Source organism: Acidovorax bellezanensis, assembly GCF_025421555.1.
Taxonomy (GTDB): Bacteria; Pseudomonadota; Gammaproteobacteria; order Burkholderiales; family Burkholderiaceae_C; genus Comamonas; species Comamonas bellezanensis.
Window position 1 is genome coordinate 818,949 of record NZ_JAODYH010000003.1, and the last position, 12,454, is coordinate 831,402.

Sequence of the window (12,454 nt, forward strand, 5' to 3'; positions counted from 1 at the left end):
CGTATCAAGGGTGGTGTTTGCCACTCTTATTTGGCCAGCGCCTTGAGGGCCAGCTTGATGCCGTCGCTGACACCCACATCCGGCGGCAGGGCTTTGAGCGCGGCAGCCGCTTCCTTGTCGTTGTAGCCCAGGGCCAGCAGCGCTTGCAGGATGTCGTTCTGGTTCTCGTTGGTGAACAGCGACTTCGAGCCCATGTCGGCGCCGATCTTGCCCTTGAGCTCCAGCAGCAGCCGCTCGGCGGTCTTCTTGCCTATGCCCGGCACCTTGATCAGCCGCCCGGCCTCCTGCAGCGTCACCGCCTGGGCCAGGTCTTCGATGCCCATGCCGCTGATGATGGCCAGTGCCGTGCGCGGGCCCACGCCCGTGATCTTGATCAATTCACGGAAAGTCTGGCGTTCGCTGTGCGTGCCAAAGCCGAACAGCAGCTGTGCATCCTCGCGCACGATGAAGTGCGTGAGCAGGCCCACTTGCGCGCCCGTCGCGGGCAGGTTGTAGAAGGTGCTCATGGGCACCTGCACCTCGTAGCCCACGCCGTGGCAGTCCACCAATACCGCGGGCGGGTTTTTCTCCAGCAGCGTGCCGGTCAATTTGCCTATCATTGGAATCCTTTGCCACCCCTTGGCAGCCATAGCCTGGAATTATCCGCGTGATCCTGCGCCACACCTTCACTCCCCATCACAACACCCGCCTGACCCACTTGTGCGGGCCCGCGGACACGCATTTGCGCACCATCGAGACCGCACTCAAGGTCTCGATTGCCCATCGCCACGAGCAGTTCAAGATCGACGGCCCCAAAGCCCGCGCCCAGGAGGCGCTGGAAATGCTGCAGGCACTGTACGAGATGGCCGACGACGTCATTCCCGAAGCCCACCTGCAGCTGATGCTCGCGGGCGACAGCGAACTGCTCGAAGCACCGGTCGGCGCGATCCAGCTGTCGACACGCCGCGCCGACCTGCGCGCGCGCACCGTCACCCAGAACCTGTACCTCGAGAATATCGCCAGCCACGACATCACGCTGGGCATTGGCCCGGCCGGCACGGGCAAGACCTACCTGGCCGTGGCCTGCGCCGTCGATGCGCTGGAACGCAGCGCCGTGCAGCGCATCGTGCTGACCCGCCCGGCCGTCGAAGCCGGCGAACGCCTGGGCTTTCTGCCCGGCGACCTGACGCAGAAAGTCGATCCCTATCTGCGCCCGCTGTACGACGCACTGTACGACCTGATGGGCTACGAGAAGGTGCAAAAGGCCTTCGAGCGCAATGTGCTGGAAATCGCGCCGCTGGCCTTCATGCGCGGACGCACGCTGAACAACGCTTTTGTGATTCTCGACGAAGCGCAGAACACCACGCCCGAACAGATGAAGATGTTCCTGACCCGCATAGGCTTTGGCGCCAAGGCCGTGGTCACGGGCGACGTGAGCCAGGTCGACCTGCCCAAGGGCGCCCTCAGCGGACTGGTCGACGCCGAGCGCGTGTTGAAGCGCGTCAAAGGCATTGCCGTGACCCACTTCACCAGCGCCGACGTGGTGCGCCACCCGCTGGTCGCACGCATCGTCGACGCCTACGACGCGCGTGGCCGCCTGCCCGCCAGCCGCAGCCGCGTGCGCTCCATCGACGAATAAGCACTGCCACCCCTTTCACCCCCGCTGGATGCACCGCGCCAGCGTTTGAAGTCCCCCATGCCTCTGCAACAACTGCAACTCTCCCTGCAATTCGGCCGCTTTGACGCCGCCGCTGCCCACCGCGCCGTACTGGCGCGCAGCAAAGTCACGCGCTGGATACGCCACGCCCTGGCGGTGGACGCGGAAATCACCGTGCGCATCGTCGACGCCGAGGAAGGCCAGGCCCTGAACCACGAGTACCGCAAGAAGGACTACGCGACCAATGTGCTGACGTTCGACTACCAGCAGGAGCCGACCGTGATGGCCGACCTGGTGCTGTGCGCGCCCGTGGTCGAGCGCGAAGCCCAGGAGCAGAACAAGACGCTCGAGGAGCACTACGCCCATCTGCTGGTCCACGGCACGCTGCACGCCCAGGGCTGGGACCACGAAACCAGCGAAGCCGACGCCGAGGAAATGGAAGCCTACGAGAGCGACATCATGCGCGAGCTGGGGTTCGCGGATCCCTACGAGAAGTAAGGCCCCCACGCTTGCTCGGCTAACGCCGTAGCCGCTGCCCCCCGAGGGGGCCGTCCACCGCCTTGGGGGGGCCGCCCAGGTGCGGCCCGGCGGCGGCGGTGCCCTCCCACTCGCCCAGCACATCCGCGTCGCGCACGCCATGCAAAACGGTCACAACTGTTTTGCCCTGGCGCTGTCACGCGTGCACTCTTCGCCCCAGGGATCGCGCACTAAGATGGTGCGTTTGGCCTGCAGCGCGGCATATCGCACGCGCCCGCGCCACTGGGAGGCCTCATGGGTGAATGGATTTTGTTGCTGGCGGCGGCCTTTGTCGCCGGCGCGCTCAACGCAGTGGCCGGCGGCGGCAGTTTTCTGACCTTGCCGGCACTGGTCTTCACCGGCATACCTCCCGTGGTCGCCAATGCCACGGGCACGGTGGCGCTGCTGCCGGGCTATCTCGCGGGTGCCTGGGGCTTTCGCGAAGACGTGCGGTCGCCACCGGGCCTGGCCATCAAAAGCGTGATCGTGCTGTCGCTGCTTGGCGGCGCGGCCGGCGCCCTGCTGCTGCTGTTCACGCCCGACGCCACCTTCCGCCAGGTCGTCCCCTGGTTGCTGCTGGCGGCCACCGCGATGTTCGCTTTCGGCCCCCAGCTGCGGCGCTGGACGGCGGGCACCACCCACGACGGCCCGCCTTCGGCCGTCAAGGCCGGTCTGGGCATGCTGGCCGTGGCCATCTACGGCGGCTACTTCAACGGCGGGCTGGGCATTGTGCTACTGGCCTTGTTCGGCCTGCTGGGCCAGACGCAGCTGGCGGCCATGAACGGCATGAAGAATCTGGTCTCGGCCCTGCTCACCGCGATTGCCGTGGTGGTCTACGCAGCCGGCGGCCTGGTCGAATGGCCGCAGGCCCTGGGCATGATGGTCGCGGCCACGCTGGGCGGCTACGGCGGCGCGCGCCTGGCGCGGCGCATTCCCGCGCCCTGGCTGCGCGGCGGCATCGTCGTCACCGGGCTGGTAATGTCGGGACTGTTCTTCTGGCAGCAATAGCCATCACGCGGACTGCAGGCTCGGCGCAATGCGCAGCGGCAGGGTGACCGGCCCGTCATTGACCAGGTGCACCTGCATGTCGGCCGCGAAACGGCCGGTCTGCACCACGGCGTGCGCGGCCTGGGCCTGCCGCACCAGGTAGTCGTAGAGGCGCCGGCCTTCTTCGGGCGCGGCCGCCTGCTTGAAGCTGGGCCGGTTGCCGCCCGCGGTATCGGCGGCCAGCGTGAACTGGCTCACCAGCAGCAGGCCGCCACCCACGTCCTGCAGGCTGCGGTTCATCTTGCCCTGCTCATCGCCAAAGATGCGCAGCTTGAGCAGCTTGGCCAGCAGCTTGTCGGCCTCGGCCTCGCTGTCGCCGCGCTCGGCGCAGACCAGCACCAGCAAGCCCTGGTCGATCTGGCCGCAGACTGCGCCGTCGACTTCCACGCGCGCGCGCCGCACGCGCTGCAAAACACTCATCATGTCGCTGTTTCCTGTCTCGGTCCGGCCGGTTCACTGGCGGCGGACTGCCCAGAGCTGTGTCCTATCGCCACCGCGGCCAGTGCCTCGGTTTGTTCAAATACCGTTGTCGCCCCTTCGGGCAACAGTTCAATCGTGGCGCGCAGGCCCAGCACCGCCTGCATCAACGCCGCCTCCACCTGCGCGCGCAGCCGGGCCGCGTGGCCCAGGGTCCAGTTGGCGGGCACATGCATGTGCAGATCGACAAAGCAGCGCTGGCCGGCGCGGCGCGTGACCAGGTGGTCAAAGTGCACTTCGGGCGTCGCGTACTGCGCCAGCTCGGCCTCAATGCGTGCCAGCACTTCGGGCTCCACGGCCCTGTCCATCAGTCCCTGGGACGAGCGCCAGACCAGCACCAGGCCTTCCTTGAAAATGTTCAGCGCCACGGCGATGGCCACGGCGGCATCCAGCCACAGCCAGCCCGTGAGATGCGCGGCCACCAGGCCGACGACCACGCCGATAGAAGTCCAGACATCGGTCAGCAAATGCCGGGCATCGCCTTCGAGCGCCATCGAGCGGTGCACGCGCGCCGAACGGAACATGACCCAGGCCAGCGCGCCGTTGAACGCCGTGCTCACCAGCGACAGCGCCAGGCCCCAGCCCAGCTGCTCCAGCGCCGCCGGAGCCTGCAGACGCAGCACCGCGGCCCAGACAATGGCCAGCGCCGCCACCACCACCAGAATGCCTTCGAAGCCGGCCGAAAAATACTCGGCCTTGGTATGCCCGTAGGGATGGTCCTCGTCGGCCGGCCGCTGGGCGATGGTGACCATGGTCAGGGCGAAGATCGCGCCGGCCAGGTTCACCAGCGACTCCAGCGCGTCCGACAGCAGACCGACCGAGCCGGTCATGGCCCAGGCCAGGGTCTTGAGCACAATCGTCAGCAAGGCCACGACCACCGACAGCCGCAGCAGATTGGACGGGCTCAGCCAGCGCACCGCGCGCGGCGAAGTCCACACCGATTCGTCGAGCATGAGACCCTCCCTCAGGACATGGGCCGGCCGCGCCGCAGCGCCACCAGCGTGGCGTGGATCGGATTACAGCAGGCGTGCCTTGACGCTCTTGCCCTTGACCCGGCCCGCGTTGAGCTTGGCCACGGCCGCGCCCGCAATGCGGCGGTCGACCGCGACATAGGTCGAGAAGTCGTTGACGTTGATCTTGCCGATCTGGTCGCGGGTGTAGCCGAAGTCGGCCGTCATCGCGCCCATCACGTCGCCGGCGCGGATCTTCTCGCGGCGGCCACCGATGATCTGTATGGTCTGCATGGGCGGCACCAGCGGCTCGTTGCTGGCCGGCGTGAGCTCGCTCAAAGGGAACCAGGTCGAGGGCCTGCCTTGCAGCACTTCGATCTTGCCCACATTGCCCATTTCATCCAGGCTGGCCAGGTTCAGCGCCAGGCCTTCGGCATCGCCGCGGCCCGTGCGGCCGATGCGGTGGATGTGGATTTCGGAGTCGGGCGTGACATCGACGTTGATGACGGCCGCCAGATTGGAAATATCCAGGCCGCGCGCGGCCACATCGGTAGCCACCAGCACCGAACAGCTGCGGTTGGCAAACTGCACCAGCACTTCGTCGCGCTCGCGCTGCTCCAGCTCGCCATACAGCGCCAGCGCGCTGAAGCCCTGGGCCTGCAGCAGGCTGACCAGATCGCGGCACTGTTGCTTGGTGTTGCAAAAAGCAATGCTGGACTCGGGACGGAAATGCAGCAGCAGATCGGCCACGGCCTGCAGGCGCTGGCCTTCGCTGACTTCGTACCAGCGCTGGGCGATCTTGCCGTCGCTGTGCTGGGCCTGCACGGTGATGCGCTGGGGCTGCTTCATGAAGCGCGCGCTCAGGTCGGCAATGCCTTCGGGGTAGGTGGCCGAAAACAGCAGGGTCTGGCGTTCGGCCGGGCACTGGCGCACCACGGTTTCGATGTCGGCGTGAAAGCCCATGTCCAGCATGCGATCGGCTTCGTCCAGCACCAGGGTGTTGAGGCCCGACAGATCCAGGGCGCCGCGCTCCATCAAATCCATCACCCGGCCGGGCGTGCCGACCACGATGTGGGCACCGTTTTCCAGGCTGGCGATCTGCGCGCGCGAAGGCACGCCGCCATACACCGTGACGACCTTGATGTTGTCGTGCGCACGGGCCAGACGGCGGATTTCGGTCGCCACCTGATCGGCCAGCTCGCGCGTCGGGCACAGCACCAGCGATTGCACGGCGAACCAGCGCGGATTGAGCTTGGTCAGCAGGGCCAGGCCGAAGGCCGCGGTCTTGCCGCTGCCGGTGCTGGCCTGGGCGATCAAATCCTTGCCCAGCAGTGCCGGCGGCAGGCTCGCAGCCTGGATAGGCGTCATCTGGTGATAGCCCAGCTGCTGTAGATTGGTCAGCATGGCTGGGCTGAGGGCCAGGGTGTCGAAACCGGTACTGGCGGAAGGAGAAGATGCGTTCATAGCCCCGATTATCCCGTGGTCAAGTCCGCCCAGCGCAGCGCAGGGCTGTACCACCAGATGCGGCCCCTTGGCGACTCAATGTCGCGCGCTACGCTAAAGCCAAGGGCTTGTCCGCTGCGAAACAATGCCTGCTTGCGTTATAAAACAGACACTTCACAGGAAGTTTCATGTCCGCCAGCCCCTCCGAGCCCAGCCCCATAGACAGCAATGCCATGCTGCGTCTAGTTGTCGACGCAGCGCCCGGGCTCATGGCCTATTTCGAGGCCGGCACCATGCGCTGCCGGTTCGCCAACCAGGGTTATGCGAATTACTACGGGCTCACGCCCAGCTCCGTGCTGAACAAGCTGCCCTGGGAAATCCTGGGCCAGGAAAGCTGGCAGGCGATTGCGCCCCATATCGAGCGCTGCCTGCGCGGTGAGTACGTCTGCTATACCCGCCAGGCCCGCTCGCCCCAGGGCACGCAGCGGGAAATGGAAGTGCGGCTCACGCCCCATCTGGAGCAAGGCGTGCTGCGCGGCGCCGTGGTCCAGGTACGCGACCTGAGCCTGGACCGTGCGGTCGAGCAGCAGCAGCGCGAAAGCGAAGAGCGCATGCGCAAGTTCTCCGAGGCCACCCAGGAAGCCATCGTGCTGCACCGCAACGGGCTGATCATAGACGCCAATCCGGCCCTGCTGCGCATGACAGGCTACAGCCTCGACGAGCTGCGCGGGCAGTCCGTGATCAACCACCTGGGTCCGGAGTACTGGCTGCCGGCCCTCGAGGCCATGAACAGCGGAAAAGATGTCTCCTACGAAGTCACGGTGCGGCACAAGGATGGGCACCTGATTCCCATGGAACTCGACGCACGCGCCATGCCCATGGACCAGGGCGCGCAGGACTACCGCCTGGTCGTCCTGCGCGACATCACGCAGCGCCACCGGGACCGGGCCCAGATGCGTTTTCTGGCCCACCACGACGCGCTCACCGGCCTGCCCAACCGCCTGTACCTGACCGACCAGCTGCAGCAGTTGATCGCCAGCGCCAAGCTGCACAGCACGCATGTGTCCGTGCTGTGCCTGGATCTGGACCGCTTCACGACCATCAACGATTCGCTGGGCCACCAGGCTGGCGACCAGGTGCTGTGCGAAGTCGCGCAGCGCCTGCGCAGCTGCGTGCGCAGCACCGATCTGGTGGCACGTGCCGGCAGCGACGAATTCATCGTCGTACTGACGGGCGGCCCGACGCGCGCGGAAACCGAAATCATCACCCGCCAGGTGACCACGTTGCTGGAAATGCCCTGCCATGTGGCCGACCAGCAACTGGTGATCGCCACCTCCATAGGCATCGCCATCTTTCCCGAGGATGGCGACTCCGCCGAAGCACTGCTGCGCAATGCCGGCGCCGCCCGCAACCTGGCCAAGGACAGCGGCCGCAACCACCACCAGTTCTACACGCCTGAGCTCGAAGGTCGGGCCAGCCGCATGCTCAACCAGGAACAGTTGCTGCGCCAGGCGATCGCGCTGGGAGGATTCGAATTGCACTACCAGCCGCTGGTGCGCACGGACAACAGCGCGCTCGCGGGATTCGAAGCCCTGGTGCGCTGGCGCCATCCGCAACGCGGGCTGGTCAGCCCCGAAGAGTTCGTGCCTTTTGCCGAATCCCGCGGCCTGATCACGGCCATCGATCGCTGGGTGCTGCGCCAGGCCTGCAGCCAGGCCCGGGCCTGGCATGCCCTGGGCCTGCCGCGCGTGCCCGTGGCCGTGAACATGTCGGCGCTGGAATTCCGCCACCACAACCTGGCCGCCGAAGTGGCCACGGTGCTCGCGGAAACCGGCCTGCCACCGCAGCTGCTGCACCTGGAACTCACCGAAAGCACGCTGATGCAGTCCGACGTCCAGGTGCAGCACACCTTGCGCGCGCTCCAGCAGCTGGGCGTGGAGCTGGCCATCGATGACTTCGGCACCGGCTACTCCTCGCTGGCCTACCTCAAGCGCCACCCCATCCACCAGCTCAAGATCGACCGCTCGTTCGTCAACGACATCGCCGAGAGCGACGACGATGCGGCCATCGTCAAGGCCATCGTGCAAATGGCCCACAGCCTGCGCCTGCACACCGTGGCCGAAGGGGTGGAAACCGCCGCGCAGTTCGACCGCCTGCGCGAGCTGGGCTGCGAACTGGTCCAGGGCTTCCACATTGCCCCGCCCATGGCGGCCGAAGAGGCGCGGCAATGGCAGACAAAATACTGTCACGCAAGACAGGCACAATAGGCCATGGAACAGCTCTCTCACGACCGCGCCATCACACGGCACACCTCCCCGGAACAGGCTCTCGCCCATGTGCAGCAGCTCTACCGCGAGCAGATCGAACATCTGCGCGACGCCATGCAGCGCTTTGTCGCTGGCGAAACGCCTTCGTCTCCGGTCCACGCCTACTATCCCAAAGTGCGGGTGCACACCCATACGGTGGCCCGCGCCGACAGCCCGCTGGCCTATGGCTTTGTCGAAGGTCCGGGCACCTACGAAGCCACGCTGACGCGGCCCGACCTGTTTGCCGGCTACTACGCCGAGCAGCTGCGCCTGCTGCGCGCCAGCCACCAGGTGGATTTCGAAGTCAGCCTCAGCGACAAGCCGATTCCCATCCATTTCTCCTTCGCCGAGAACGACCACATCGAAGGCTCGCTCACGCCGGCCCGCCGCCTGCTGATGCGTGATGTCTTCGACCTGCCCGATCTCGCGGCCATGGATGACGGCATCGCCAACGGCACCTGGCAGCCCGAACCCGGCGGTGCAATGCCGTTGTCGCTGTTCACCGCGCCACGCGTCGACTACTCGCTGCACCGACTGCGCCACTACACCGGCACCGCGCCCGAGTGGTTCCAGAACTTCGTGCTGTTCACCAACTACCAGTTCTACATCGACGAATTCATCCGCCTGGGCCACGCCGAAATGGCCAAGCCCGACAGCGAATACATCGCCTTTGTCGAGCCCGGCAACGTGGTCACGCGCCGCGTCGGCCTGGCCGCCGAGGCCGTCGACGAACTCGGCACGCCGCCGCCGCGCCTGCCGCAAATGCCCGGCTACCACCTGGTGCGCGCCGACAGCAGCGGCACGACCATGGTCAACATCGGCGTCGGCCCGGCCAACGCCAAGACCATCACCGACCACATCGCCGTGCTGCGCCCGCACGCCTGGATGATGCTGGGCCACTGCGCCGGATTGCGCAACAGCCAGCAACTGGGCGACTACGTGCTGGCCCACGCCTATGTGCGCGAAGACCATGTGCTGGACGAAGAACTGCCGCTGTGGGTGCCCATCCCGGCGCTGGCCGAAATCCAGGTCGCGCTGCAGCAGGCCGTGGCCGACGTGACGCAAATGCCCGGCAGCGACCTCAAGCGCATCATGCGCACCGGCACCGTGGCCAGCACCGACAACCGCAACTGGGAGCTGCTGCCCAACAACACGCCCCAGCTGCGCTTCAGCCAGAGCCGGGCCGTGGCCCTGGACATGGAAAGCGCCACCATCGCCGCCAACGGCTTTCGCTTCCGCGTGCCCTACGGCACCTTGCTGTGCGTCAGCGACAAACCGTTACACGGCGAGATCAAGCTGCCCGGCATGGCCAACCACTTCTACCGCGAGCGCGTGGACCAGCATTTGCGCATAGGCATGCGCGCCATCGACATCCTGCGCGAAGGCGGCGTCGAGCGCCTGCACAGCCGCAAGCTGCGCAGCTTTGCCGAAGTGGCATTTCAATGAATGTGACCCCCACGCTCCCCCACTGCGTGTGGGTCGCTGCCCCCCGAGGGGGCCCTCGCCACCTTGGGGCGGCCCGGCGGCGGCTCGATTCGCCCTCCGCAGCGGCTCTGCCGACTCCTGCCATGCCTGTCGAAAGCTGCTCTCAGCGCACGCCATGAACCAAGTACATCGCTGTGCCTGGGCGGGCTCGGACCCGCTGATGCAGCACTACCACGACACCGAATGGGGCGTGCCGGTGCGCGACCCACGCATGCTGTGGGAAACGCTGATGCTCGAAGGCTTTCAGGCCGGACTGTCGTGGGAAATCATTCTGCGCAAGCGCGAAGCCTTCCGCGAAGCTTTCGCCGGCTTCGATCCGCAGGCGGTTGCGGCCTTCGGTGCGCAGGACGTAGAACGCCTGATGGGCAATGCCGGCATCGTGCGCGCCCGGGCGAAGATTGAGGCGACGATTCGCGGCGCCCAGATCTTTCTCGAGATGCAGGCGCGCGGCGAAGACTTCGCCGACTACTGCTGGTCCTTCACCAACGGCCGGCAGTTGCAGGGCACGGGCAATGCGACGCAGACCGAGCTGTCCGCACTGATCTCCAAGGACATGAAGCGCCGCGGCTTCAAGTTTGTCGGGCCGACGATAGTCCATGCCTGGATGCAGGCCGTGGGCATGGTCGACGACCACACCGCAGCGTGCTTTCGGCGCCCGCAGATGAGCGCATGAGGAACGTCACGGCGCTGCGGCGATAGGGCCGTCGCGGCAGCGCGGACGGCGCGCTTATTGCGGCTGGTAGTCGATGGACTTGAGCAGCTCGGCCTGGCGTTTGGATTCCTCACGCAATCCCGCCACCAGCTCCTCGGAAGTCGCCGAACCCGCGGGTTCCATGCCGATCTCGCGCACTTTCTTCTGGATCTCGGGCTGGGCAAAGAATTTGAGGGATACGTCCCGGATCACCTGCTGTGCTTCCAGGGGCGCGTCGGGACGCGACCACACGCCCATCCATCCCGCCTCGGACAGGCGGGGATAGCCCAGTTCCTTGAACGTGGGCACGTCCGGCAGCTCGGAGATGCGGGTCGGGTAATTCACGGCCAGGGGCTTGATCTTGCCCGCCTTGATCAGCGGCAGCGACGTCAGCACGCCGTCCATCGCCAAGGGCACATGCCCGCCCATCAGGTCCGTCAGCGCCGGTGGCGAGCCCTTGTAGCCCACGTGCTTCATGGTGATGCCCATCAACTGGCCCAACAGCACGCCCGAGGTATGGGCGCGCATGCCCGTGGCATACGAAGCGAACATCACCCCGTCCTTCTGCGCCTTGCCGTAGTCGGCCAGCTGCTGCAGATTGTTCACCGGAAAGTCCTTGTTGGCGACCAGCACCAGGGCTGTGCGGCTGAGCTGCGCGAGCGGCTTGATGTCCTTGAACGGCTGGTAGTGCACCTTGTAGGCCAGGGGCGTTTCGCTGACGAAGCCGCCCTGGCCGACCAGAAAGGTCGAGCCGTCCTTGCCGCTGCTGATCAAATCGTTGATGGCCAGCGCGCCGGCGGCGCCGGGCTTGGATTCGACGATCACCACCTTGCCCAGCTTCTGGTACAGCCCTTCGGCCAGCAGGCGCGCCAGCATGTCGGCCGTGCCGCCTGCGGGGCCGCCCACGACCAGGCGCAAAGGCTTGTTGGTCCAAGTGACCTGCGCCTGCTGTGCATGCACGCCACACGCCAGACTGCAGGCAGCGGCAAGCACCAGGCGGCGGCGGTTCATTTTTTGGCTGTTGTTCATCGTGTCGTCTCCAATCACTGCAAAGCTTAGAAAGGGCGGTCGCCCATGATGGCCGCACGGTCCATTTTTCGTGGGGCGGGCCAGTAGTCCTGCACCGCGTAATGCTGCGTGCAACGGTTGTCCCACATGGCCACGCTGTGGGGTTTCCAGCGAAAGCGCACCTGGTATTCAGGAATGGCTGCCTGGCTGGTCAGGTAGTTCAGCAGCATGCTGGCGCCCGGCGTCTTGTCTTGCCCGTAGCGCACGTTGTCGGGGGTGTGGTAGTTCGCAAAATGCGTGGCGAAACCGCAGGCGTACAGAATCTTTTCGCCCGTTTCGGGATGGGTGCGCACCACGGGGTGCTCCACCATGGGATTCGCCTTGGCCAGGGCATGGCGCTTTTCCTCGGGCATGGAGGCACCGAAGGAATGCTCGATGCTGCACTTGACCTTGAGGTTCTCGATTTTTGCCTTGATGTCTTCAGGCAAGTTGCGATAGGCCTCGGCCATGTTCACCCAGATGGTGTCGCCACCCACTGGCGGGGATTCAATGCAGCGCAGCACGCAACCCATGGGAGGCTTTTCGCGCCACTGTCCGTCGGTGTGAAAACTGTTCTCGAAGTTGTCGCTCTTGTCGTTGCGGTAGATCTGCACCAGACCAGGATGCTCCGGGTCGCTGCCCACCACGGGATGGTCTTCCAGCTCGCCAAAATGCCGGGCGAAGGCCACGTGTTCCGCCCGCGTGATGTCCTGGTCGCGAAAGAAAAGCACCTTGTGCTGCAGCAGCAGCCCCTTGATCTCATCCGCCAGCGCCGTACTGCGCGAAGCCTCGCCCAGGCTGACGCCGGACACCTCGGCACCGATGGTGCACGTCATTTTTTCGACCTTCATGGATT

General features: G+C 66.0%; 12 protein-coding genes. 6 read left to right on the forward strand and 6 right to left on the reverse strand.

The features are described 5' to 3' along the window. Positions 1-26: 26 nt before the first annotated feature. Positions 27-599 (reverse strand): Holliday junction branch migration protein RuvA, encoded by a 573-nt coding sequence (ruvA, locus tag N0K08_RS07350; protein ID WP_261499463.1) that lies wholly within the window; start codon positions 597-599, stop codon positions 27-29. Positions 600-646: 47 nt separating this feature from the next. On the opposite strand from ruvA, the gene N0K08_RS07355 reads away from it, so the two are divergent. From N0K08_RS07355 to N0K08_RS07365, 3 genes are all read left to right on the forward strand, one after another. Beyond that, positions 647-1,618 carry a PhoH family protein gene (locus tag N0K08_RS07355; RefSeq protein ID WP_261499464.1) on the forward strand — a complete coding sequence of 324 codons (972 nt, stop codon included), beginning with the start codon at positions 647-649 and terminating at the stop codon, positions 1,616-1,618. 57 nt (positions 1,619-1,675) lie between these two features. Next, complete coding sequence (ybeY, locus tag N0K08_RS07360; RefSeq protein WP_261499465.1) at positions 1,676-2,134, forward strand: rRNA maturation RNase YbeY; 459 nt, start codon at positions 1,676-1,678, stop codon at positions 2,132-2,134. Between the two features lie 273 nt (positions 2,135-2,407). Further along, entirely contained in the window at positions 2,408-3,160 is a 753-nt protein-coding gene (locus N0K08_RS07365; RefSeq protein ID WP_261499466.1) for a sulfite exporter TauE/SafE family protein, read from the forward strand. 3 nt (positions 3,161-3,163) lie between these two features. Here the strand turns inward: N0K08_RS07365 and dtd are convergent, their stop codons facing one another. The 3 genes from dtd to dbpA all read right to left on the reverse strand — a co-directional run bounded on the left by dtd (position 3,164) and on the right by dbpA (position 6,090). Further along, complete coding sequence (gene dtd / locus N0K08_RS07370; protein ID WP_261499468.1) at positions 3,164-3,622, reverse strand: D-aminoacyl-tRNA deacylase; 459 nt, start codon at positions 3,620-3,622, stop codon at positions 3,164-3,166. Further along, positions 3,619-4,629, reverse strand: coding sequence for a cation diffusion facilitator family transporter (locus N0K08_RS07375; protein ID WP_261499470.1), 1,011 nt, complete (start codon positions 4,627-4,629; stop codon positions 3,619-3,621). The genes dtd and N0K08_RS07375 overlap by 4 nt, the downstream gene beginning before the upstream one ends. Before the next feature lie 63 nt (positions 4,630-4,692). Further along, the gene (gene dbpA, locus N0K08_RS07380) at positions 4,693-6,090 is read right to left on the reverse strand and encodes an ATP-dependent RNA helicase DbpA (protein ID WP_261499471.1); all 1,398 of its coding nucleotides are present in this window, start codon (positions 6,088-6,090) and stop codon (positions 4,693-4,695) included. A gap of 167 nt (positions 6,091-6,257) precedes the next feature. On the opposite strand from dbpA, the gene N0K08_RS07385 reads away from it, so the two are divergent. The 3 genes from N0K08_RS07385 to N0K08_RS07395 all read left to right on the forward strand — a co-directional run bounded on the left by N0K08_RS07385 (position 6,258) and on the right by N0K08_RS07395 (position 10,533). Continuing rightward, entirely contained in the window at positions 6,258-8,336 is a 2,079-nt protein-coding gene (locus N0K08_RS07385) for a putative bifunctional diguanylate cyclase/phosphodiesterase (protein ID WP_261499472.1), read from the forward strand. A gap of 3 nt (positions 8,337-8,339) precedes the next feature. Further along, positions 8,340-9,821, forward strand: a complete 1,482-nt coding sequence (locus N0K08_RS07390) for an AMP nucleosidase (RefSeq protein WP_261499473.1) — start codon at positions 8,340-8,342, stop codon at positions 9,819-9,821. Between the two features lie 154 nt (positions 9,822-9,975). After that, positions 9,976-10,533, forward strand: coding sequence for a DNA-3-methyladenine glycosylase I (locus N0K08_RS07395; protein ID WP_261499474.1), 558 nt, complete (start codon positions 9,976-9,978; stop codon positions 10,531-10,533). Between the two features lie 54 nt (positions 10,534-10,587). Here the strand turns inward: N0K08_RS07395 and N0K08_RS07400 are convergent, their stop codons facing one another. After that, on the reverse strand, positions 10,588-11,580 hold the full coding sequence (locus tag N0K08_RS07400; RefSeq protein ID WP_261499475.1) for a Bug family tripartite tricarboxylate transporter substrate binding protein: 993 nt from the start codon (positions 11,578-11,580) through the stop codon (positions 10,588-10,590). Positions 11,581-11,606: 26 nt separating this feature from the next. Further along, a complete protein-coding gene (locus tag N0K08_RS07405; RefSeq protein WP_261499476.1) occupies positions 11,607-12,449 on the reverse strand; it encodes a TauD/TfdA dioxygenase family protein in 843 nt (280 codons plus the stop codon). Positions 12,450-12,454: the final 5 nt, after the last annotated feature.

Bases quoted from the DNA above. Each gene is read 5' to 3' on its own strand.
- ybeY (WP_261499465.1), top strand. From the start codon at position 1,676: ATGCCTCTGCAACAACTGCAACTCTCCCTGCAATTCGGCCGCTTTGAC.
- dtd (WP_261499468.1), bottom strand. From the start codon at position 3,622: ATGATGAGTGTTTTGCAGCGCGTGCGGCGCGCGCGCGTGGAAGTCGAC.
- N0K08_RS07385 (WP_261499472.1), top strand. From the start codon at position 6,258: ATGTCCGCCAGCCCCTCCGAGCCCAGCCCCATAGACAGCAATGCCATG.
- N0K08_RS07395 (WP_261499474.1), top strand. From the start codon at position 9,976: ATGAACCAAGTACATCGCTGTGCCTGGGCGGGCTCGGACCCGCTGATG.
- N0K08_RS07375 (WP_261499470.1), bottom strand. From the start codon at position 4,629: ATGCTCGACGAATCGGTGTGGACTTCGCCGCGCGCGGTGCGCTGGCTG.
- N0K08_RS07405 (WP_261499476.1), bottom strand. From the start codon at position 12,449: ATGAAGGTCGAAAAAATGACGTGCACCATCGGTGCCGAGGTGTCCGGC.
- dbpA (WP_261499471.1), bottom strand. From the start codon at position 6,090: ATGAACGCATCTTCTCCTTCCGCCAGTACCGGTTTCGACACCCTGGCC.
- N0K08_RS07365 (WP_261499466.1), top strand. From the start codon at position 2,408: ATGGGTGAATGGATTTTGTTGCTGGCGGCGGCCTTTGTCGCCGGCGCG.
- N0K08_RS07400 (WP_261499475.1), bottom strand. From the start codon at position 11,580: ATGAACAACAGCCAAAAAATGAACCGCCGCCGCCTGGTGCTTGCCGCT.
- N0K08_RS07390 (WP_261499473.1), top strand. From the start codon at position 8,340: ATGGAACAGCTCTCTCACGACCGCGCCATCACACGGCACACCTCCCCG.
- ruvA (WP_261499463.1), bottom strand. From the start codon at position 599: ATGATAGGCAAATTGACCGGCACGCTGCTGGAGAAAAACCCGCCCGCG.